Here is a 22,989-nt window from a genome sequence, read left to right as displayed (position 1 = left end):
GGCGGGTCGGCCGGGGCGCTAAGATATTGCCACGATGAACAACCTGAAGCCTTTGATGAAATGGGTAGGCGGCAAACGCCAGCTCCTACCAGCCATTCGGTCCGCCCTCCCCGCGGCCGGGTTTCAGCGCTATTTCGAGCCCTTCCTGGGCGGCGGCGCGGTACTGCTCGCGCTCGCCCCGGGAAAGGCCACGGTCAATGACTTAAATACCGAGCTCATCAATGTCTACCGAGTCGCCCGCGACCACGTGGACGAGCTCATCGGCCTGCTGGCGGGCTACCCGAATACCCCGGAGTTCTTCTACGAGCTGCGCGCCCTGGACCGCGACCCGGAGGTCTTCGCGGCACTGAGCGCCGTCGAGCGCGCCGCCCGCACGGTCTACCTGAACCGGACCTGCTACAACGGCCTGTACCGGGTCAACTCCGCCGGCCAGTTCAACGCGCCCTTCGGCCGCTACAAGAACCCGACCATCTGCGACGAGCCGACCCTGCGGGCGGTGGGCGCCTACCTGCGCGACAACGACATCGAATTGCTCAACGGCGACTACGCGGTGCTGCTGGAGACGGCCCAGGCCGGCGACTTCGTCTACCTCGATCCGCCCTACGACCCGGTCAACGTCACCAGCTCGTTTACCGGCTACGCCGCCGGCGGCTTCGACCGCAGCCAACAGGAACGCCTCAAGCAGGCCTGCGACGAGCTGGACGCGCGCGGGGTCAATTTCCTCCTGTCGAACTCCGCCACGGAATTCATCCGGGACCTGTATGCGGACTACCCCACTGAGATCGTCGGCGCCACCCGGGCCATCAACTCCGTGGCCTCCAAGCGCGGGAAGGTCGATGAGGTCCTGGTCCGCAACTACACCGACACTGTGGGAGGAGCCACCGCATGACCCGGGCCACTGACGCCGAGGCCGCCGAAATAGCCGAGCTGCGCGACCGTTTCGAGATCAGCAAGGACACCAAACTCGGCGTCAACGACATCGGCTGGCTGCGCGTTTTCGCCGCCGAGGAATTCGCCGGGCCCCTGGAGCGCGACGGCTTCGCCTGCATTACCGCCTCCCGCCTGAAGGAGATCAGCCGCCGCGAGCCCCGGCTGATGGCCAAGCACGACTACTCCAGCTCGCGGCCGTGGCCATTCCGGAAACACGGCCTGTCCGTGGTGCCGCTGTCGCGCGATTCCTACCTGGTCGGCAAGTTCGGCCTCTATCAGGCATTCGAGCGCGGGCCGCAGCCGACCCGGCGCCTGCCGGTGCCGGCGGACATCGAGTCCCTGGACTTTTCCCAAATCACCTCCGAGTCGCTGGCCCTGGCTGCGGCGGATCTCAGCGGCATCCTGGAAGACTTCATCGGCAGCAGCCCCCTGCGCTCGACGGTCTCGGGGCGCATGTCCACCCACCAGATCCCGCTGCGGCTGGCAGGCCGGGACTTCACCGTGGACCGCGCGCAGATGGAGATCGACGGCGGCTACGAGTCCGCGGACTGCCTGGTGCTCATCGAGGCGAAAAACCACCTGCCCGAGGACTTCAACATCCGCCAGCTGTATTTCCCCTACCGGCGCTTCCGGCAGGTGGTCTCCAAACCGGTGCTGCCGGTCTACCTGCTGTATTCGAACGGCGTTTTCCACCTGTTCCTCTACGCCTTCGACGACGAGAACGATCCGCGCAGCATCCGGCAGGTGCGCTCGGCGCGTTACTGCCTGGGCAGCACGCAGCTGTCGGCCGACTCGCTCCTCGACGCCATCGAGCGCACCCGCGTGGAAACTGAGCCGGCCGCAGCCCCCTTTCCGCAGGCGGATTCCTTCGCGCGCGTGGTCAACCTGTGCGAGCTGCTCGCCGCCAGCGAGGAGCCGCTGACGAAGGACTATATCCACACCGCCTACGGCTTTACCTCCCGGCAGGCGGACTACTACGCGAACGCGGCGGCCTACCTCGGCTTGGTCTGCACCGACGCGCAGAGCGTGGCCCTGACCGAGCTGGGCGAGCAGGTCATGGCGCTCGATGACCTAGACGCGCGCAACTTCGCCATCGTGGAGCGCCTGGCCGCCCGCGGGGTCTTCCGCACGGCCGCCCGGCGCGCGCTGGGCGGGGAGAAAATAGGCCGCGACGAGGCCGCGGAGATCATGCGCGCCGCAGACTTGGGCCTGGGCGAGACCACCCTCAAGCGGCGAGCGGCCACCGTCGCCGCCTGGACCGAGTGGGTCCGGGACCTGGCCCAGGCCGCCCAGGCCGAGCCCGCGGCCGGGCAGCCGGGCCTATGGGAAGAGGATCTCCCGCAGGCCGTTGACGGCCAACAGGACGCCGGCCACGAGGAAGAAGGCACCGGCGGCGATGTCGATCCAGGGGCCGGCCGCCAGTAGCTTCCGCCGGACCGCGTTGGTGGAAATCACGCAGCTTAGCGCGACGAAGAGAAGGAAGCTGGACAGCGACAGCGACAGCACCAGCGCGACCGATAGCCCCAGCGGCGGGTGCGCCGGCAGCAGCGGGGCGATCATCGCGGCCAAAAACAGCACGATCTTCGGGTTGGACAGGTTGGTCGCCAGTCCCAGGCGGAAGGCCTGGCGCATGCGGCCCAGCCGCTGCACGGCGTCATCCAAGCTCTGCGGCGGGTTGCGGCGCTCGGCCAACCCGGAACGCATGGTCTTCCAGCCCATCCACACCAGGAAGGCACCGCCGATGGCTTGGACGAAGCCTAAAACGGACGGGAAGGTGCTCAGCAGCGCGGCTGCGCCGAAGACGGTCAGCGTGCACCACATCAGCACCCCGACCTGGATGCCCGCGGCCGCGGCAATGGCGTGGCGGCGGGACTTAGTGGCGTACCGGGTCACCAGGATGACGTCCGGGCCGGGGCTGGCGGCCCCGACCAGGTTCATCACGATGATCGCGAGAAACGATGACCAGCTCACGAAAGGCGCTCGACCAGGTCGGTGCGCTCAAACATGCGCGCGGTATCCAGGGCGCTGGGGGTGCCGGCCTGGGGATCGGCGCCGGCGGCCAGGAGGGCGTCGATAACCGCGTCTTCCTTCTTAAAGATGGCGCCGGCCAACGGCGACTGGCCCCGATCATTGAGGAGGTCCACGTTTGCGCCCTCCTCCGCCAGGGCGGCGACCAGCTCAGCGTGGCCGTGGTAGGCGGCGAGCATGACGAAGGATTGCCCCTCGTGGTTGACCAGGTCGATGTTCACGCCCTGGTGGATGTAGTCCAGCAGGGTCTTATCGCCCTGGCGGGCCATGTCGAAGAGGCGGTTAACGAGGTCTTGGAGTTCCGGTCCGGGTGCAGTCATGCCCCTAAGCCTAATCTTTTGCCCCCGGCGGGCCGGCCTTAGGCCCGGGTTTTCATCCGGCCAGCTCCGCGATCCGGCGCACCGCCGACTCCACGGCGAAGTCCGGGTCCTTGCCGGACTGGCCCTTGACGTCGTAGTCGAGCTCGTCGATGAGGATGACGGCCTCCGTGACCGCGCGGCCGGACCAGCGGCGGGCCACCGGCTGGGTCAGCTTGACCACGTACGGGTTCAGGCCGGTCTGCTTAGCCAGGGAATACTGGTCGCCGCGGGCGGAGTACAGCCTGGCGATGGCGCTGACCTTGTTGGCCAGGGCGCTGGCGATGGCCACCGGGCTAGCGCCCAGCTGCAGCGCGCGCCGACAGGTGGCGACCGCGGTGTTGGTCTTGCCCGCGACCGCGGCGTCCGCGATATCCCAGTTGGCTACCTCGGCCACCCCGGAATAGTATTCCTGGACCGCCTGCATGGTGACATTGCCGCCGGTGTCCGCGACCAGCTGGCTAACGGCTGAGGCCAGCTCACGCAAGTCCGAGCCCACGCCCTGGAGCACCGCGTTGACCACGTCCGGGGTCGGCTGCACCTTGTGCCGGGAGAATTCCTTTGTCACCCAGCGGCCCAGCTCGTTCGGGTAGAGGGAAAAGGCGTCGTGGCGCTCCCCCAGCTTCTGGAATGCGGTGATCAGCTCGGGCTGTTTCTTCTTGTTCTTGAGCGTCTTGGCCGTCACGCTGTAGACCGCCACCAGGGTCATCCCGGGGGCGAGCTGCTTCGCGCAGTTGATCAGCAGACCGGTCAGCTCCTTACCGACCTTCTCGGCGTCGGTGACCACGATGAGCCGGTTGTCGCCGAATAGCGACGGGCTGGTGGCCTCGGCCAGTTCGCCTTCGGTGACCTCGCTGGCCCGCAGGGTGGTCGTCTCCGGGGTCTGTCCGGTATCCGCCGCGACCTGCTTGGTGATGGTGCGGCGGGCGCGTTCGGTGAGGAATTCGTCGTCGCCGACGATGAGGTGGACCGGTGAAGCTGGCATGCCCTTCATCTTAGAACCTCCCGTCCACCGCGTGCTGGGTGCCGTCCACATAGACCCGCACGGGACCGTCCCGGGCCGGGTAGAGCACCGGGATATAGTCCGGCGTGCGCGTGGGCCGGTCCGCCGCGGGGCCTTCGCCGGATAAGACCACGATCACCTGCGTGCCGGGCGGGACCGGCTCGATGTCGTCGTCCGTGTCCACCACGTGCGCGCGCAGGTCCGCCAGGTTAACTTCCGGGGCGCTGGTGTGCACGCGCGCCCCGCCCCGGGCCTGGAGCCAGGCGGGCGCGTGCCCCAGCGACCCCGCAATCCCCAGCACCGCGGCCAGGCTCAGCACCAGCGTGACGGTCAGTCGCGGCCGGTGGAAGAGGAAGCCGGCTACGACCCACCCGTAGACCAGCGCGACCGCCACCGGGCCGGTACTCACCACCGCCAGGGGCAAATCCCGCACCGCGTGCGCCACGGAATTGATCCACCACGTGCACGGCTCTATCACCTTGAGCAGCACGCCCGCCAACGGCGTCCCGATCCCCGGGATGTTAACCGCGATGGCGGCCGCCAGCCCCACCACCGTCACCGGCGCGGTGGCCGGGGCGACGGCCACGTTCGCCACGATAGAGACCACTGAGACCTCCCCGGCCATCAGCGCCACGATAGGGATGGTCACGATATCGGCCGCCACCGCCACCGCGAAGGCGCGGGTGATAAGGTCCGGCAGGCCGAGCGGGGCCAGCCAGCGATAAAAGACCGGCTGCAGCGCCACGATCCCCGCCGTCGCCGCCACCGAGAGGGCGAAGCCGTAGTTGACCGCCAGCTCCGTGTCCCACCACAGCAGACCGATGATCGCCAGGCACAGGCCGTGGACAGGTTCCATGCGCGACGAGTTGACCACCGCCAACAGCCCGACCAGGCCGGTCACTCCCGCGCGCAGCACGGAAGGCTCCGCGCCCACCAAAGCCACGAAGACGGCCAGCGCCCCGAGCGCGCTCAGCACCTGCCCGCGCGGCGAGGCCCGCGCCCAGCGCGCCACGAGGGCCGCCGCCGCGGTGACCACCACGACGTTGGCCCCGGAGACCGCCGACAGGTGGCTCAGGCCGGTCTCGATATATAGGGCCCGCTCGGCCGCGTCCTGCAACCCCACGTCCCCCAGGACCATCCCGGGCAGCAGGCCTTGGCTGGCCGGGCCTACCGTGTCCAGCACCACGGCCTGGAACTTCTCGGTCACCCCGGCGGCCCAGCCGGCCCAGCCCTGCGGGGCGGCCAGGGCCGCGGCGTCGCCGTTTATCACGACCTCCACCACGCCGGGACGGTTCGATTCACTCACAGTGCCCTCCACGGCCACCCGCGTGCCCGCCGGCGGGTTTTTAAACCCGTCGACCGTGGGAAGGGACTCGCTAAAAACCGGCACCGTTCCCGGCACCCCGTCCACGTCCAGGCGCAGCAGCCACCCACCGCTGTCCAGGGCCACCGGAGCCGATTGCAGCTCGCCTTCCACCCGCCCGGTCGGCGAAAACCTCGCGGCCCGAGCCTGCCGCACCAGCGCCACCGCCAGCGCCACGCCGCCGGTTGCCGCCACGACCAACGCCTGTCCGACGTGCCGGCGCAGCGCGGCGGCCACGACCACTGCTCCCACCACGCCCAGGGCCACCAGCGGCCAGCCCAGGACCACAGCCAGGGTGGCCGCCCAGACGCTGGCGGCCGCGGGCACTAAGCGCAGCTCCCTCACACGGTCACCTGCCCTTCCAGCTGCGCGAACTTCGCCGGCCCGATCCCACTGACCTCCAGCAGCTGGTCCACCGCGCTGAACCCACCGATGCTGTCGCGGTAGTCCACGATGGCCGCGGCGGTGACCTCCCCCACCCCGCTGAGGGTCTGCAGCTCGCTGGCGCTGGCGGTGTTGATATTCACCGCCCCTCCGGCGGCTTCCGAGGAGCCGTCGGTACTGGCACCGCCGCTGCCGCCTTCCCCGCCCTGGAGGCCGCCGGGCTCCACGGGGGTCTCGCCGGGGCCGACCACGTGGATCTGCTGGGCGTCCTGGAGTACCTGCGCGTGGTTGAATTGCGCCAGGTCCGCCTCCGGGAGCGGGCCGGCGGCGGCGAGCGCATCCGCCACCCGGGCGCCCGGCTCCAGCGTGACCAAACCGGGCCGGGCGACCTTGCCCACCACGGAGACCACCACCGGGCCGGTGGTCGGCGCGGCCTGGTCAGTTGTTGTTGCCTCCGCCCCGCCGGCCTCGGCGGGGTGGGCGCTAAGCGCCAGGTTGGATTCCTCGATCTCGGGACCGCCCTCCTCCCAGGCCAGGTGCGCCTCCTCGGCCGGGTCGTCGCGCAGGGCGCTACACCCCACCCACACCACCAGGCCGAGGATGAGGACGACGCCGAGGACGGCGGCAGGGGCCACGGGGATGCGAAACCGGGGAGCCGGGAAGGAGACGTCCATGAGTTCCTCGGTCCCGGTGGGCCGGGTCAGTTCTCTTAATCTATCGCTCAAATGCGGTGCGCTCATGCCGCCGAGACTAAAGTCCCCGCACCGGAAAGGGAAGGGATTTTCCCAGGACACCGGCCACAAAACGAAATTTAACCCGAAACCATAAAAGTCCTTTTATCGGTTACTCGCAATGGTCCCATCCAGGCACGAAAAATTTCGGCCTCCTTGGCTACATTGCTGTTTCGCTGCTATTGCTCGCGCTGGTGGCGGGCGGCGAAGGTTCCCAAGGGGTTCTTCGGCTTCGGGGCCGGAACCGGGGTTTCGGTGGCAAAGACCGCAGACACTCCGATGGCGCCGGAGCCGACGTGCACGGACAGCACCCCGCCGAGCGGGAGCAGCATGAACGACGAGCCCTCCGGCAGCGCCCCGTCTAGCAGGTCCTGGAGGCGTTCCGCGGCCTCCTCGTCGCCGTTGTGCTGGATGGCCACGAAGGCTGGCTCGCCCTCGGCGCGCTCGACGGCCAGCTCCACCAGCTTGGTAAAGGCCTTGGTCTGCGTGCGGGTCTTGCCCACTAGGTCCACCTTGCCGTGGACGAGCTCCATGATGGGCTTGGTGGCCAGCAGCGCGGTCGAGAGCATCGCGGTGGCGGTGGACATGCGGCCAGAGCGGCGCAGATCGTCCGTACTGGACAGGTAGACCCAGGTATTGGAGCGAGCCAGCGTGTCCTCGGCCGCGGCCCGACACTCCGCCAGGTCCGCGCCGTCTTGCGCCATCCGCGCGGCCGCCATGACCGCCGCGCCCATGCTCATGCCGGTGGAGCCGGAGTCGATGACCGCCAGAGCATCGGCGGCAAAGGCGCCGGAGGCCGTCACGGCGGAAGAATACGTCGAGGACAGTTCCTTCGACAGGTGGATGGCCAGCACGGCTTCCTCGCCGCCGGCGGAGGCCGCGCGCTCCATCTGGCGGCCGTAGAACGCCGCGAGCTCGATGGCGCTGACCCCGGCGGTGGACTGTTCGGTGCCGTCCTTGCCCTCGCCGTCCATGACGTGGAGCTGGATCACACCGATGCCCAGCTCCGCCACGATCTCCTCGGGCAACCCGGCCGAAGAATCCGTAACTACGCGTACCGCCACTAGATATCAGCCCCGCCGTCGCCGACGACGCGCCCTCCCATGTTCCAGCCATCGAAGTACCAGGTGGCCTTAGCCGGCTGGGCGGGATCGAAGTGCACGGGGGCGAGCGGACGTGCCGCGTCGAAGACCGGGCGGGCGGTCAGCTGCGCCCAGTGGGTGTTCTTCAGCCCGGACAGCGTGCCGTACTGGCGGTGCTCCAGGCCGAGCAGGTGGCAGGTCAACGCCGCGATAGCCCCGCCGTGGGCCACCACCAGCAGCGCCTGGTCATTCCAGTCGTGGAACGACTCCATGAGTTCGTCGATGACCGGCCGGGCGCGCTCGGCTACCTGCACGCGGGACTCACCCTCCGGCGGGGCCCAGGTGGCATCGTGGCGCCACAGGGCGCGGGCGCCGGGGAACTGCTCGTCCACCTCAGCGGAGCTCATCCCCTGCCAGTTGCCCAGGTTGGTCTCCCGTAGGCGCGGATCGGTCTGGTAGTCCAGCCCCAGGGCCTCGCCCACGACGCAGGCGGTCTCCGCCGCGCGGCGCAGGTCCGAGGCGACGATCTTGGCCACGCCTTCCCCGCGCAACAACTCGCCGGCTGCCCGGGCTTGGGCGTAGCCGGTCTCCGACAGCTCCGTATCCAGGTGCCCTTGCATGCGGCCCGTGGCGTTATAGGTGGTCTGTCCGTGGCGAATCAGGATCAGGCGGCGGCTCATGATGCGGGGACTACCTAGATCTCTTCGTGTTCGCCCGGGGCCTTGTCAGCCAGCGGGAGGTCGGCGACGGATTCCGCCTCGCGCGGGTTGACCTCGTCGGCCCACTGGCCGGGGCGCTGCGGGGCCTCGACGCCCGGGATTTCCACCAGCGGGCAGTCGTGGTAGAGGCGGTCGAGGCCGTAGTGGTCCCGCTCGCCCTCGCGCTGGACGTGGACGACGACGTTGCCGTAGTCCAGCAGCACCCAGCGGTTTTCCCGATTGCCTTCGCGGCGCTTCGGCTCGTAGCCGGCCGCGGTCATCTCGTCTTCGATCTCGTCCACGATGGAACGGACCTGGCGCTCGTTATCGGCGGAGGCGATCACGAAGACCTCGGTGACCGCCAGCACGTCGGAGACGTCGATAGCGGCGATGTTGCCACCCAGCTTCTCTTGGGCAGCGCGCGCGGCTACCTCGGCCATGCTCCGGGCTACGTCAGTAATAGACAATGCGGGAAATCCTTTAACAAATTCTGCAGACGTTAATTTCTACCAATAATCGATACTAGTGTCCCACGTTTTCGGACATTTTCCTACTCGCGGCGCGCTGCTAGAGCGGCTGATCGGGGTTGATCCGGTAGAGATTGTTCTTGGCAATATATTGCACTACCCCATCCGGGACCAAATACCACACCGGCCGGCCGGCGGCGGCGCGCTCACGGCAGTCGGTGGAGGAAATAGCCATCGCGGGGATCTCCACCAACTCTATCCCCTGCCGCGACTCGCGGGGCAGCATTTTATCGGTCAACTCGTAGCCCGGGCGCGTCACGCCGACGAACCGGGCCATCTGCAGCATCTTTTCCCAGTCCCGCCAGCTCATAATCGAGCTGAGCGCGTCCGCGCCGGTGATGAAGAACAGCTCGGACTCCGGGTAGTACTCCCGCAGGTCCTGCAGGGTGTCGATCGTATAGGTCGGCCCCTCGCGGTCGATGTCCACGCGGGAGACGGTAAACCGCGGGTTGGAGGCGGTGGCCACCACCGTCATCAGGTAGCGGTGCTCGGCGGGGGTTACCTGCCGGTCCGCCTTCTGCCAGGGCTGGCCGGTGGGCACGAAGACCACCTGGTCCAGCTGGAAGCGGTGCGCTACCTCGCTCGCGGCCACCAAGTGGCCGTGGTGGATGGGATCGAAGGTCCCACCCATAATCCCTATACGGTTGCTCATGGATGATGAGTATACGTCCCGGCTAGGGGCGGGTGTGGCCGTTGCCCTGCAGCACCCACTTGGTGGAGGTCAGCTCCGGCAGGGCCATGGGCCCGCGCGCGTGCAGCTTCTGCGTGGAGATGCCGATCTCCGCACCCATGCCGTAGACCTCGCCGTCGGTAAAGGCGGTCGAGGCGTTGAGCATGACCGCGGCGGCGTCCACCTCGTTGGCAAAGCGCAGCAGGACGTCCGCGTCCTGGGCCGCGATGGCCTCGGTGTGGCCGGTGGAATAGCGGCGGATGTGCTCGATGGCCCCGCCTACACCGTCGACGACCTTGGCGCAGATATCCATCGAGAGGGATTCTTCCGCCCAGTCTTCCTCGCTGGCCTGCACCGCGCCCTCGACGCCGAGGGCGGCTAGCTCTTCGGTGTCGCCGTGGATGGCCACCCCGGCGTCCTGGAGGGCCTGGATGACGCGGAGCTGGTCGGCGGCCGGCAGGGCGGCATCGACCAGCACGCACTCGGTGGAGTTACACACCGAGGTCCGCCGGGTCTTGCCGTTGATGACCATGTCGATGGCCTTGTCCAGGTCCGCGGAGGCGTCCACGTAGAAGTGGCAGTTGCCGGTGCCGGTCTCGATGGTCGGCACGGTCGCGCCGGTGACCACGGCGTTAATCAGGCCGGCGCCCCCGCGCGGGATGACCAGGTCGACCAGGCCGCGGGCGGTAATCAGGTCCTGGACCGAGTCGCGGGTGGTGCACGGCAGCAGCTGGACCCCGGCGCGCGGCAGGCCCGCGCCCTCCAGGGTGGACTGCAGGATCTCCACCAGCTTCTCGTTCGAGTTGCGCGCCGACTTCGAGCCGCGCAGCAGCGGCACGTTGCCGGACTTCAATGCCAGGCCGAAGGCGTCGACGGTGACGTTCGGGCGGGCCTCGTAGACCATGCCCATGACACCGAGCGGCACGCGGATCTGGCGCATCTGGATGCCGTTATCCATGGTGCGGCCCTGCACCACCTCCCCCACCGGGTCTTGCAGGCCGGCCACCTGGTTGAGGCCGTCGGCGATGCCGGCGACCCGGTCGGCGTCCAGGCTCAGGCGGTCGATGAGCGAATCCGACATGCCCGCCTCGCGGCCGGCGTCGATGTCCTTCTGGTTGGCCGCGAGGATCTCCTCGGTGGCCGCGACCAAGTCCTTCGCCGCCTGCCGCAGGATCTCGTTCTTCTGCGGGGTGGTCAGCTGCGCGATCTGCGCGGCGACCTCCTTGGCCGCGCGGGCCTTGGTCAGCACCTCGTCGCGCTCGGCTTGGCGTTCTGGGCTCAGTTCATCCGTAGATTGAGTCATGCGTCCCAGTGTACGTAACCCCCGCCCGCTCATCCCCCGGATTGATGCACTGGGTCACACGGAGGCTGTCGCCTCCGCGCCGTTATCCGCGGCGTTAATAACCGGCGTCCACGTCGACCTCGGTGGGCAGGCTGCCGTCGTGGGCGAAGGCCCGGGCCACCTCGACGGTGTGGGCGCCGCTGCGCTTTTTGACCGAATACGGCGGGTTGGCCACGTGCGGGGTGATGACCACCTGCGGCATCTCCCACAGCGGGTGCCCGTCCGGCAGCGGTTCCGGGTTGGTCACGTCCAGGCCGGCGCCGGCGATGGACCCCTCGTGCAGGGCCTTAACCAGCGCATCCGTGTCCACCAGGGGCCCGCGGCCAACGTTGATGACCACGGCGTGCTCCGGCATCAGTTCCAGGGCGTGGCTATCCACCACGTGGTGGGTTTCATCGGTCAGCGGCAGCAGGAGAACGAAGTAGTCGGCCGCCGGCCAGACCTTCTCCAGCTGATCGGTCGGGATGGTGCGGTCCGCGCCCGGCACGTCCTTGCCGCTGCGGTTGACCGCGATGATCTTTGGGCCGAAACCGCGCAGCATCTCGATCAGCCGCTTGCCGATGCCCCCGGCGCCGACGATGGCGACCGTGCTGTCCTCGAAGAGGAAGGAGGTGTGCGCCTCCACCTCGTCGCGGTTGCCCCAGCTATCCCCCACGCGGCGGTGGGCGTGCAGCTGCGCCAGCAGCAGGGCGATGGCGGATTCGGCCACGGTTTCATCGTAGAGCCCGGCCGCGTTCGACCAACGCGTGCCGCAAGTGCGGGTCAGCTCGCGCATCTGCGGCAGCAGCGCGTCCACGCCCGCAAACGGCAGCTGCACGAAGCCGAGGGGTTCCGGCAGGCTATCCGGCAGCTCCTCGGCGCCGCCGGTGAAGAACAGGAAGTCCGCCTCGCCTAGCTGGTCCATGCCCAGCTGGGTGAAACCGGCCTCGTCGAAGGCGGCCTGGGCCGCCTCCCAGCGCTGCGGGTGCATCACGTATTTCATGGCTTAATAACCTGCTTCCGGGTTGACTTCGGTGGGCATGCGCTCGCCGGCGGCAAAGGCCCGGGCGTTCGCGTCGAAGACCGGGCCCATGTGGAAGCGCGCCACCCGCTGGGAGGCCGCGATGTGCGGGGTCATCGTGCAGTTCGGCAGCGCGTAGAGCGGGTGCCCGTCCGGCAGCGGCTCCGGGTCCACGACCTCGAGGCCGGCGCCGGCGATGGTGCCGTCCTGCAGCGCCTGCACCAAGTCGTCGGTGACCACGGTGTCCCCGCGGCCGACGTTGATGAAGATAGCGCTGGGCTTGAGGCGAGCGAAGAAGGAGGCATCGATAAGCCCCTTGGTCTCCTGCGTCAGCGGCAGGATGTTCACGACGAAATCGGCGCGGCCCCAGACCTGCTCGGATTCCCTGAGGGCGAAGGTCTCGCCCGCGCCGGCGACCTCGCGGCCCGAATTGTTCACGGCGATAACGTGCATGCCGAACGGGGCGAGCATCTCAATCAGGCGCTTGCCGATGCCGCCGGCGCCCAGCACCACCACCGTCTTTGGGTCGCGGCCGGCCGGGCTGTAGAGCCACGCCTGCTGCTTGTCCAGCTCGCCGGCCACGCTCCAGTCCGCGGCCAGGGCGAAGGCCTTGTGCTGGTGGGCCTGGGAGAGTAGCAGCCCCAGCGCGGATTCGGCGACCGGGGTGGCAAAGGCGCCGGCCGAATTCGCCCAGCGCAGCCCGCCCTCACTAATCACCCCGGCCTCGATAAGGCCCTCCACCCCGGTGAAGCAGTGCTGGACAAAGCCGATGTTGTCGGGCATCTGCGGAATCTTGGCGGGGTTCGGCGAGGTGTTGATATACGCTTCCGCGTCCTCCAGCCGGTCGACGCGCTCATGGCCGGCGGCGTCGATATCGGCGACCGTCTCTTCCCAAATATAGGGGCCCATAAAGTACTTCATGGGCCCCACGCTACGCGACGGCGCCAGCCCGCGCTGGCGCCTTGCGCATTCTTTTCGCCGCCGCCTTAGAGGCGGGAGGCGTAGTTGGACAGGTAGTCCGCGTGGACGACGGCGCGCTGCATCTCCACCGGCAGCTCGTCGGTGTGCCGGCCCATGATTTCGCGCAGCGTACTCGAGTCGAAGTTGACCTCACCGCGGCCGATGACCTTGGACTCCGGCCCAACGATGTCCACGATCTCCCCGGCGCGGAACTCGCCGTCCACGTCGGTGATACCGACCGCGAGCAGGGAGTTGCCGCCGCGGGTGACGGCCTCTTCCGCGCCGGCGTCCAAGCGCAGGGTTCCGCCGGAGTCCGCCGAGTACAGCGCCCAGAACTTCCAGGCGGACAGGCGGCGTTCCTCGCGGGTGTGGAAGACCGTCCCGACGCGGGAATCCTCCAGGGCCGGGCCGATGTTATCGGCCGAGGTCAGCAGCACCGGCACCCCGCCGCGGGCGGCCAGGCGCGCGGCCGAGACCTTCGAGGCCATACCGCCGGTGCCCACCTTTCCACCGTCGCCGGCGGCCACGCCCTTGAGATCCTTGCCGGTGCGGACCTCGTCAACGAACTGGGCGTCCGGCTCCGCCGGGTTGCGGTCGTAGAGCCCGTCCACGTCAGAGAGCAGGAAGAGCGCGTCCGCCGAGGTCAGGTGGGCGACCAGGGCGGAGAGCCGGTCGTTGTCGCCGAACCGCATCTCGGAGGTGGCCACCGTGTCGTTCTCGTTGACGATCGGCACGGCGCGCAGGTGGCGCAGGCGCTCGATGGTGCGCTGGGCGTTGCGGGCGCGGTCGCGCTTGCCGGCATCGGAAGCCGTCAGCAGGACCTGGCCCACGGTGCGGCCGTAGCGAGCGAAAGACCGCGACCACTCGTAGGCCAGGTGCACCTGGCCGACCGCGGCGGCGGCCTGCTTGGTGGCCAGGTCCGTGGGGCGCTGGGTCAGCCCGAGCGGCTTCATGCCCGCGGCCACGGCGCCGGAGGAGACCACGATGACGTCGGAGACCTCCATGCGGGCCTGGATGGCGTCGACGATCCGGTCGATCTTTTCCGGGGCGACCGAGAAATCATCGCCCGTTAGAGAGGAAGAACCGATTTTGACCACCACGCGCTTGGCCTTGGCGATCTCCTCGCGCAGCTGGGATTCGTGCCCCATCGCCAGGGACTCGTCGGCTTGCGGCGCCGGATCCGGGAAGGGAGTCTCCGGAGCTTGGTCCGCATACGGTTCCAGCGGCAGGGGCCGGGAAGGCTGGTCGGCAGAAGTACTGTGATTGTCCGATTGCGCAGTCATGCCCACCGATCATACAAACCTACCGCGCCGGTGTGCAGGCCTTACCTACTTTTGGCCCACCTCGCCGCGTCAGCACAGCCCCCGCGCTGGCGAAAAAAAGGGCATTGGCTAGCCCTGCCAGCGGTCGCGGTTGGCGCCCTCGCGGGTGACTTCTTCGTCCTGGCCGTAGTCGTATTCGTCGATAAGCCCGCGGCGGGCCTGGGAGGCGCGCTTGCGCTCGGCGGCAGATACGCGCGAGGTGCCCTGCAGGCGGGCGTCGTGGCCGCGGCCGGCCAGGGTCGGATCCCCGGCGGTCATCGGCTCCCACTCGAAGGTGATGCCGCCGATGGTCACCGGAGCGCCCTCGACGGCTCCGGCCTTGCGCAGCTGGTCTTCCACACCGGCCTTGGCCAGGCGGTCGGCCAGGTAGCCCACAGCCTCTTCGTTTTCGAAGTCGGTCTGGGTAATCCAGCGCTCGATCTTGTCGCCCTCGACGATGAAACCGCCCTCGACCTCCGGGTCTTTTTCGACCGTGAACTGGGCGAAGGAACCGCCAGTGCGGGGGCCAACCGCCTTGGGGCGGATGACCGTGTGATTCGGATCGGCCTTCTTCTTCGGCCGCTCGCGGCGGGCCTTGTCCACCGCTTCCATCAGGGCGTACTTCAGCGGATCCAGGCCCTTGCGGGCCACCGCGGAGATGATAAATACCGGCCAGCCGAACTGCTTTTCCAGGTCCTCCTTGACGAATTCCGCCAGCTCCGCGGCCTCGGGCACGTCGGCTTTGTTGAGGACGATAAGCCGCGGGCGGTCGCGCAGATCGCCCAGGCCCGTGTCCTCGTCGAGCACGGACTTGTACTGGGCCAGCTCGTTTTCCAGCGCCTCAATGTCCGAGACCGGATCGCGGCCGGGCTCGATGCTGGCCGTGTCCACGATGTGGACCAGCACCGCGGTGCGCTCGATGTGGCGCAGGAAGTCCAGGCCCAACCCCTTGCCCTGGGACGCGCCCGGGATAAGCCCCGGCACGTCCGCGATGGTGAAGGAGGAATCCCCCATGTCCACCACGCCCAGGTTGGGCTGCAGGGTGGTAAACGGGTAGTCACCGATCTTCGGCTTGGCGGCGGAAAGCACCGAAATCAGCGAGGACTTGCCGGCCGAGGGGAAGCCGACCAGCCCGACATCGGCCATGGACTTCAGCTCCAGGACCAGGTCGTGCGCCTGCCCCGGCTCACCCTGCAGGGCAAATCCCGGGGCCTTGCGCTGGGCGGTAGCCAGCGCAGCGTTGCCCAGGCCGCCGTAGCCACCCTCGGCCGCGATGAAGCGCGTGCCCGGGACCGTGAGATCCGCCAGCACGCGGCCCTTGGTGTCCTGGACGACGGTGCCGGCGGGCACCTCCAGCACCAGGTCCTTGCCGCGGGCGCCGTTGCGGTTATCGCCCGCGCCGTTGCCGCCACGCTCGGCCTTGATGTGCGGGCGGTAGTGGAAGTCCATCAACGTGTGGATCTGGTTGGAGACCTCCAGGACGATGTCCCCGCCGTGGCCGCCGTTGCCGCCGTCCGGGCCGCCGAGCGGCTTGAACTTTTCGCGGTGGACGGACACGCAGCCGTGCCCACCGTCGCCTGCCTGCAAGTGCAGCACGACGCGGTCAATAAAACGAGCCATGGTAGAAATTCCTCCGCAAAAATCTAAAACGTGAAGGCCCCAGTCTAGCAGCCTATTCGGCTTCCTCCGAAGCCTCGCGGGCCTCCTTCGCCGCACGGGCACGGCGCTTCCGGCGGTATTCGTTCCAGGCGACAATCAACAGCACCAACGCGATGACGATGAGTGCGGCGATCATCCACCAGGACAGCTTCGGTACCCAACCGCCATCGTCAAGTTCGTTGCCGAGGTACACGCGCTCTGCGTGTACCAGCAGGCGATCGGTGTTGATGCCATAAGGCGTACACGTAATCAACGTCAGGCGGTCTTCGCCTTCGACGTATTCGACCGCCTCGTAGTCATCCGGGGCGACGACCTCGCGGCCGGTGACCTTGTAGTGCAGCACCCGGCCCATGACTTCGATGCTGACAATTTCGCCATCTTTGAGCCGCGGCAAATTATCAAACATGGAGGCATCCACCATGCCGGTATGCGCTGACAACACTGCATTGTTGCCCTCGCCGCCTACAGGAAGGGAGGAGCCAAACATGTGCCCGGCGCCATCGTAAAGCACGTCTGGTGCCGTGGTGTGATAAACGGGCAGGTCAACCTCAATGGAAGGAATGCGCAGACGCGCAATCACACCGTGGGTCTCCGGCGCATCCAGGGTCTGCATGTAGCGCTCATAGCCTGGTGAACCTGGTAACGGCGGGTACGCGTGGTGGCCCTGGCCGGCCAGCCACTCGTTGTACTCCTCTGCCTCGCGCAGGTACTGCTCGCGCTGGCTCGGCGGGTCAATCTGGCGCACCGAATCCTCGTACAACTCTGCCTGTTTTTGCAGGTTGTAGTCGTTAATCTGCGTGGCGACGATCGGGTACAGCAGAAGCAGAATGCCGGCCAGAATCAGCCACAGTGAGCGCCGCCGCTTGCGCGGCGGACGCTGCACCTTCGTGGAATTAGCCATCAACCATCCTGGTTTCTCGATTACTGCTCGCTGGTCTGTGCAGCCAGCTCTTCGTCTTCCTCATTGCGATTGCGCAGGTAAGACCACAGTCCCAGGCCCAACACTAGCAGTGCAATAAGCAGCACCCAGACCAGAGTTTGCATACCGGTATCCGGCAGCAGGAAGCCCAGAGCCGCGCTCAGGCGGAACGCACCATAAGTATCTTCCGCGGTGAAGGTCGCACCCGCAGCCGTACCCGTGACTACCGCAGTACCGCGGTAGCTATAGGACTCATCGGTTGGGGCGTTAATCACCACATCGAAGGAACAGGTGCGCTCTTCACCCTTGGGCAACTCGCCACCATCGTTGAGGTTGCACACTTCAGCCGGGATAGTGCCGTTGTCATCGATGACATACTCGCCACCGGCGGCATCGCGGACCGTGTAGCCAGCCAGTTCCGGCTCGCGGATGCTGAACTCCCCGGCAAGAACTGCACCATTGTTTCGAACGGTGTAGTTAAAGCGCATGGTCTCTGCCTCATCAGGCAGCACCGCCGTATCAGCCACCGCACCGGTAACCGCACTAATCGGCGCACCTTCGATGTGCTTGTCTAACTCAAAGCCTGGGAAGGAGTTCTTCGCCACCAGGGTCCACGGCGGGCCCGAACGACTAGTGTCACTGGCGTTGCCCACTGGCTGCACACCGAAGTTCCAGAATGCCGCACCTAGGCGCCCATCCTCAGTGGCAGTCAGATTGCCCGCCGTCGAGTCGCCTAAGTTCGCACCAGCGCTTTCCACACTGGCGACAGCATTGATTTCTTCGGCGCCTTCCTCAGTATCTCCCGTCAGGATAGGACGCTCTTGGATGAAGCAATCGCGGTCGACTTCGATGTCGCGAAGCAGCTGCGTCTGGTTGGCAGTCAGGTTGAAGTCCGATCCACAGGTAGTACTGAAGTGGAACTGTCGTCCCTCACCAGCAGCACCTTCTGACGTCTTTTTGAAGCTGACATCCACCTTGGCGCGCAGGTGCATTGCCTCAGCAGCAATCGTCATCACAGGTGCACCATTAGCCGATACCAGCTCATCGCTGACGCTGAAGTCGTAAGAGTAGTTCTTGAGGTTCTGCCCCACCTGATCTGCCTTCAGGTCGACCAGCTTGGTATCCGGGTTGTCCTCTTCGGCGACACCGCCGACCCACTTACCGAAGGCCACGTAAGGCGTACGCGCACCATTGGTGACCTCCAAATGCGGGCGGGCAGCGAGTGCCGACGAATCATTCAAGTCCAAGGTGCAGTCCGCGCCCACCGGAAGCTGGACGACGCGGTTGCTAATTGGTGGGGCATCGTCAGCCACGGTCGCCGACGAGTATGCCTGACCAACAGTGAAGTTCTCAGTCAGGGTCGTGCCTTCTTCATCAGTACAACGGATGTTGAAGTTGTAGGAAGCATCCTCCGCACCAGCGATGTAGCCATCCTGCAACGCAGCCAAGCGAACCGGAACGGTGCGCTGGTCGAAGTTGTTGACGAAGTCATAGGACTCAACGTCATCTTCGGCACGTCCGACCTGCTTGGAAATCTCAGTTTCGTCAGCTTCCCAATCCAGCGCAGCTGGCTTGTTCTCCGGCTCCAGCTCCTGCATGGTGCACCATGCACCGGCAGGAATCTGAACAGTGTCACTGGTAAAGCGACGATCCGCATTGTCGAAGTTACCGTCCTCAGTAACCCCTACAGATCCTGGAAGGCCCACATTCGATAGCGAGTAGCCAACACCCTGGCACTGGTAAGCAAAGCGGAAGGAGGTATCTGCTTCCTGCAGCTTCTGCCATGCGTTGTCGCTGGCGTTGACCTTCTTCGTCATCTGCATCTGCGTGGGGACGAACTGGTAGTAGTTGGTCAGGTCCACGACGTTACCGTCGCCGCCGGAACCCACATTGTCATCCACGGTCATCTTCGGTGAAGTCGTCTCACCATCATCGAGATCCGTATCCGTGAATGCTGACTGGTCGTCACGACGCAACTGCCAAATAACCTGGTTCGGCTTCAGCAACGTCTCCAGCGTACGGCCAGACGGATCATCCTTCGTTAGGTCCAACTGACCAAACTGATCACCGGTGATGTCGCACTCAGCACCCACTGGCACGTTGGTAAACGTGGTCGTTCCAGGGCCAGTGATGGTCTGTGTAGGAATAACCGGCAGGTTGCCGCTGCCATTGGCGTCACCTTCTGGGTCACGGCACACCAGGTTGAAGTTGTGGGTGTAGTAAATCTCTTCCTTCGACTTCTCCGGAAGTGCGCCTTCAATATCAATCGGGGCATTAGCAATCTTGTTGACCTGCACGTCTGCCAGACGACGGGAGTAGGTGTTAATCAACTCCACGTCATTGTTTGTGCCGACTACAAAGTCGACGGTCCTGTTACCGCGGTTGCCACCAGCAGCAACTTCCTGGGTGAAGTCAATGCCTTCAGCAGCAGTGGTTGCACCTTCGGTGGCAGTACAGTTCGCACCATCGGGAATGTTGTCGAACTCCAGGCGCTGCGATGCCGGGTCATTCGACTGCGGGGAGCTGACCACACCACCCAAGCTCAGCGGGGTATCGGAGTACGGCACCGTACAAATCAACGTCATGTTGAACTTGCGGTTGTACTTCACGTCCTTGCGCACCTGGGAAATGTACTGCGCGGTGGCCGGGTCGAACTGCACGTTCTTGGTCACGTTCACCGGACGATCGACGTAGTCATAGTTCGCCGCAATCGAGACCACAGTCTGCTCACCGACAGTGAAGTTAGAAACTTCAATCGGTGCTTCATCTTCGAAGTTGGAAGCTTCACCATCCACCGTGGCAGTGACATCACGGTCAATCTCGAAGGTGTCGCCATTATCGGTACGAGTACCCGAATCGCGGCCTTGCTCTTCGAGCGAGCACTCGCTGCCTTCCAGGATCACGCTGGCGGGTATCTCGACGCTGTTAACGCCACCGCCGAGGGTGAAGTTGGCGTACTGGCCCAGGTCCAGCGGCAAGCCGGACTCATCCGTACAGCGGATCGTGTAATCGATTGGCTCGTACATCTCCGTCACACCAGTTTGCTGCTGGTTGACGGTCACACCATTACCAGCGGCATTAAAGGTGTTGTTGACGGTGACGTTTTCCTGCTCGGAGTCAACAACGGCATCGATTTCACCGGCGTCGGTGCTCCACAAAATGCCAGAGCCAACCTGCGGGGTGGTCTCGGTGAAAGTACAGGTGTTGCCATAAGGCACACCGAGACTGCCGTTTTGGTCATTAATCAGTGCTTCCAACCTCGGGTTTGCCGCAGTACCCACCAAGGTGGCGCTACCACCATTGGTGAGCTCCACCGTGCCCTGCAGTGCGACCGACTGGTAGTTATTTTCGGAAACCTCCACCGAACGGGTACCGCAGCGGAATGCCAGCTCGAACGTGCTCGGCAGCTGTCCTGCGGCAATCTCCGAAGTGACCTGCTTGGTCACATTCACCGTGCCCAAGCGGTTGACGTAGTGGTTGGTCACCGTCACGCGGTTCTGCGTCGGCGCGGTCGAGGTATTCACCGACAGCACCGGCTGAGTCTGAGCTTCCTCATTGGTCAACGTGGTGACGGTATCGCTCGGGTCGCTAGCAGAAATCGTCGTGCGGTCCAGCTCCACATTGTCAGATTCGGGAGTATCCGACTCGTAGACCAAGCACTCCGACTGCACACGCACCTCCGGGATGACCTCAGGTTCATCCGAGTTAGTGGTGATGTTCATCTGACCTTCGCGCAGGCTCGAGCTATCCCCTGGCACCTCACAGCGATAACGCACCGGGTAGGTAGCGTCGTTGTCCATCAGACCAGCTGCCGGACCAGCCAATTCCTTCACAATGGCAACGTCACGAGTCTCGTAGGCGTAGTTTGCCTGAATCTCGACGTTGCTCGAGGTTGGCGTGCCACCTGCCGGGTAATCCGGTAGACGCACCGTGTAGGAGCCATCTTCTTCAGCCTCGGTCGCTTGACCATTAACGGTCACATCGCGGCCTTCGAACAAGATCGTCTGGCCTTCCGTATTCGACAGACCCGACAGTGGTCGCAGCGAACAATCACGCGCGACCGGCACGTCTTCAAAGGTCAACGAACCGTCCAGGTTATCCCCACTACCCGTGGCATTCAGCGTGGCAATCTGCGAGTAATCGGTTGCCTCACAAGCCAGCTCAAACTGGTATTCACGCGGACTTCCCAAGTCACTAACGGCCTCACCACGGATGTGCTTGTTAATAGTCACCGTGCCCGGGCGGTAGTCATACTTGTTCTCAATAGCGACATCATTCGTACCAACCGCATTGTTGGCACCCTCGCGCAGCGTAATCTTCGCCGTCGGCAAATCTGTCCCCGACAGTGTTTGCACTCCTGTGCCTGTCCACTGCGTGGTCAACTGCTTGCCTTCCACTACACGTGGTTGACCAGCAAAGCCCTCGGTCAGAGTGCACTCGGTACCAGCAGGCAGACCGGCAACGGTGAAGCTACCGCCGGAAGCCACCCGGCGAGTATCTTTGGCTTCAATCGCGTCATAAGCAGCGGCATAGTCTTGCGACACCTTGCACTCGTAGCCCAGATCGAAACGACGATTCTCCACATCGTTGAAGTTTTGAGCGGTACCCGTGACGTTCTTACGCATAGTCAGCGAGGATGGCTTAAACTTCGGAACCCAAGTCACCACACAAGAGGTCGGACGCGACTGCGGGTTCTGATAAACAACCTCAGATGTACCCGCCGCCACGTTGTTATTCAGGCTAAATCCTGCGGGCACCTGTCCTTCACGGATAGTGAAATTGCTACTATTGCTGCCACCGAGGTTGCAACGCCACTCTGGGGTATAACGCAGCAGGGCTTTGTTCTTTTGTGCACCCGTAGCGGTGGACTTAAAGACCATCGAGTCGCTTGCATTGCGGCCTACGGGATCTGCAGGATCCATCTGACGAACTGCCTGGGTGTACGTACCCTGGCCCTGCCATGGAACCGGAGTATCAGTACCGCCCTGGCGCATCGCCATCGAGAATTCAAACTGCGTTGCCTGGTTCGTTGCGGCACGCTCCATGGAAGTATCCACGGGGTTCACGCCACCGGTCATACGCCCCATATTGATTGACAGTGCAAATGCCTGAATGTCCTTACGGGAGAACAGACCAACATCCAGGTTCCTAACACCATCGCCACCAACGAGGTAGCTACCGGTATTCCCGCCAGCGAATTCGCGACAGAAGAAATTCACATTCGCCAGAGCACCTTCGAGGTAGTACTCCTCTTCCCCCGGGCCAAAGACGTTACGGCCATCCCGGGCAGGGTCACAGGCTGGACGGTATCCGTTTGGGGTAAAACGCGTCAGCGCGCGCATACTCTGGCCACCGCTTGGAACGTGCATAGAGACCGCCTCCGCGTTGGCACCCCGCGGGTTGCGGGTCATCTGGGCATCGGCAGCAGTGATGCGATAGTTGTTCACATATTGACCAGTAGCCTTATCCAGCAGACGGATGTTACGGAATTGGAATTTCGCCATCTGGTCGCGGTCTATTGCGGTGGTATCACCGGTAAAGCTCACTATCGGCGAAACCGTATCGTCAGCATACGGAGTGAAGTAATCGGTGGTTCCATCGCTTCCACCAAAAACGGAATTACCCATGCGGTCCTTCGAGACCGACAGGCGCTCAGTATCGGTGTACCAACGAGTCCAGTCACGGTAGTTGTTGTTCTCGTCGAGCAGATTCACGTCAAAGCTAAGTTCGTAGCGCCCCAAGTCCTTCGTCATGGGCTTAGGCGTCGTACCCAGGCCGTTAAGCAAGCCCTTCATATCCAACCAGCACAACTGGTTCGCATATGGGCCGGCTTCGGCGGTGCCGCGGCGGAAGGAACAATCCTTGAAGGCGGTGTCACTGGTAGACCAATTGCGGGAAGTCTGCGCGTCGGCCTCCGGGGTCACCGCTTGATTGATCGGTGAGATTGGCGATACCGCGACGGTAAACACAACTAGCAGCGTGATAAACATCGCCATCACGCGGCGTAATTGCATTCTATGGGACATCGTCGTTCTC

Annotated in this window: 18 protein-coding genes; 2 read left to right on the top strand and 16 right to left on the bottom strand. The window is 65.1% G+C overall.

Annotation, left to right across the window (positions count from 1 at the left end; translation table 11 throughout):
- Window positions 1–34: 34 nt before the first annotated feature.
- Window positions 35–889: a DNA adenine methylase gene (locus tag ACEE23_RS01480; protein WP_368520320.1), complete on the top strand. Its 855-nt coding sequence runs from the start codon at window positions 35–37 to the stop codon at window positions 887–889.
- Window positions 886–2,355, top strand: coding sequence for a type II restriction enzyme (locus ACEE23_RS01475; RefSeq protein WP_368520321.1), 1,470 nt, complete (start codon window positions 886–888; stop codon window positions 2,353–2,355). Before ACEE23_RS01480 ends, ACEE23_RS01475 begins: the two co-directional genes overlap by 4 nt.
- On the opposite strand, the gene ACEE23_RS01470 is transcribed toward ACEE23_RS01475, so the two are convergent.
- From ACEE23_RS01470 to ACEE23_RS01395, 16 genes are all read right to left on the bottom strand, one after another.
- The gene (locus ACEE23_RS01470) at window positions 2,251–2,901 is read right to left on the bottom strand and encodes a LysE family translocator (protein WP_368520322.1); all 651 of its coding nucleotides are present in this window, start codon (window positions 2,899–2,901) and stop codon (window positions 2,251–2,253) included. The two genes, ACEE23_RS01475 and ACEE23_RS01470, sit on opposite strands and share 105 nt — an antisense overlap.
- Entirely contained in the window at window positions 2,898–3,278 is a 381-nt protein-coding gene (locus ACEE23_RS01465) for an ankyrin repeat domain-containing protein (protein ID WP_368520323.1), read from the bottom strand. The genes ACEE23_RS01470 and ACEE23_RS01465 overlap by 4 nt, the downstream gene beginning before the upstream one ends.
- 52 nt (window positions 3,279–3,330) lie before the next feature.
- Entirely contained in the window at window positions 3,331–4,308 is a 978-nt protein-coding gene (gene holA, locus ACEE23_RS01460; protein WP_368520324.1) for a DNA polymerase III subunit delta, read from the bottom strand.
- A 1-nt stretch (window position 4,309) separates the two neighbouring features.
- A complete protein-coding gene (locus ACEE23_RS01455; RefSeq protein ID WP_448871888.1) occupies window positions 4,310–6,007 on the bottom strand; it encodes a ComEC/Rec2 family competence protein in 1,698 nt (565 codons plus the stop codon).
- 14 nt (window positions 6,008–6,021) lie between these two features.
- Complete coding sequence (locus ACEE23_RS01450; protein WP_448871886.1) at window positions 6,022–6,804, bottom strand: ComEA family DNA-binding protein; 783 nt, start codon at window positions 6,802–6,804, stop codon at window positions 6,022–6,024.
- A gap of 170 nt (window positions 6,805–6,974) precedes the next feature.
- Complete coding sequence (locus ACEE23_RS01445; RefSeq protein ID WP_368520327.1) at window positions 6,975–7,859, bottom strand: DegV family protein; 885 nt, start codon at window positions 7,857–7,859, stop codon at window positions 6,975–6,977.
- A complete protein-coding gene (locus ACEE23_RS01440; protein WP_368520328.1) occupies window positions 7,859–8,557 on the bottom strand; it encodes a histidine phosphatase family protein in 699 nt (232 codons plus the stop codon). Before ACEE23_RS01440 ends, ACEE23_RS01445 begins: the two co-directional genes overlap by 1 nt.
- Before the next feature lie 14 nt (window positions 8,558–8,571).
- A complete protein-coding gene (gene rsfS / locus ACEE23_RS01435; protein ID WP_368520329.1) occupies window positions 8,572–9,042 on the bottom strand; it encodes a ribosome silencing factor in 471 nt (156 codons plus the stop codon).
- 100 nt (window positions 9,043–9,142) lie between these two features.
- Complete coding sequence (nadD, locus tag ACEE23_RS01430) at window positions 9,143–9,754, bottom strand: nicotinate-nucleotide adenylyltransferase (protein ID WP_368521408.1); 612 nt, start codon at window positions 9,752–9,754, stop codon at window positions 9,143–9,145.
- 22 nt (window positions 9,755–9,776) lie between these two features.
- A complete protein-coding gene (locus tag ACEE23_RS01425; RefSeq protein WP_368520331.1) occupies window positions 9,777–11,075 on the bottom strand; it encodes a glutamate-5-semialdehyde dehydrogenase in 1,299 nt (432 codons plus the stop codon).
- A gap of 94 nt (window positions 11,076–11,169) precedes the next feature.
- Window positions 11,170–12,096, bottom strand: coding sequence for a D-isomer specific 2-hydroxyacid dehydrogenase family protein (locus tag ACEE23_RS01420; protein WP_448871883.1), 927 nt, complete (start codon window positions 12,094–12,096; stop codon window positions 11,170–11,172).
- Window positions 12,097–12,099: 3 nt separating this feature from the next.
- Window positions 12,100–13,035 carry a D-isomer specific 2-hydroxyacid dehydrogenase family protein gene (locus ACEE23_RS01415; RefSeq protein WP_368520333.1) on the bottom strand — a complete coding sequence of 312 codons (936 nt, stop codon included), beginning with the start codon at window positions 13,033–13,035 and terminating at the stop codon, window positions 12,100–12,102.
- A gap of 65 nt (window positions 13,036–13,100) precedes the next feature.
- Window positions 13,101–14,357: a glutamate 5-kinase gene (gene proB / locus ACEE23_RS01410; RefSeq protein WP_368520334.1), complete on the bottom strand. Its 1,257-nt coding sequence runs from the start codon at window positions 14,355–14,357 to the stop codon at window positions 13,101–13,103.
- A gap of 108 nt (window positions 14,358–14,465) precedes the next feature.
- Window positions 14,466–15,995: a GTPase ObgE gene (obgE, locus tag ACEE23_RS01405; protein WP_368520335.1), complete on the bottom strand. Its 1,530-nt coding sequence runs from the start codon at window positions 15,993–15,995 to the stop codon at window positions 14,466–14,468.
- A gap of 52 nt (window positions 15,996–16,047) precedes the next feature.
- Window positions 16,048–16,935 carry a class C sortase gene (locus ACEE23_RS01400; protein WP_035107383.1) on the bottom strand — a complete coding sequence of 296 codons (888 nt, stop codon included), beginning with the start codon at window positions 16,933–16,935 and terminating at the stop codon, window positions 16,048–16,050.
- A gap of 20 nt (window positions 16,936–16,955) precedes the next feature.
- A complete protein-coding gene (locus ACEE23_RS01395) occupies window positions 16,956–22,949 on the bottom strand; it encodes a DUF5979 domain-containing protein (protein ID WP_448873513.1) in 5,994 nt (1,997 codons plus the stop codon).
- Window positions 22,950–22,989 lie beyond the last annotated feature (40 nt).

It is taken from the genome of Corynebacterium sp. 32222D000AT (assembly GCF_053546955.1).
The sequence above is the reverse complement of the archived record's forward strand: the minus strand, read 5'-3'. Positions and strand labels throughout refer to the sequence as shown.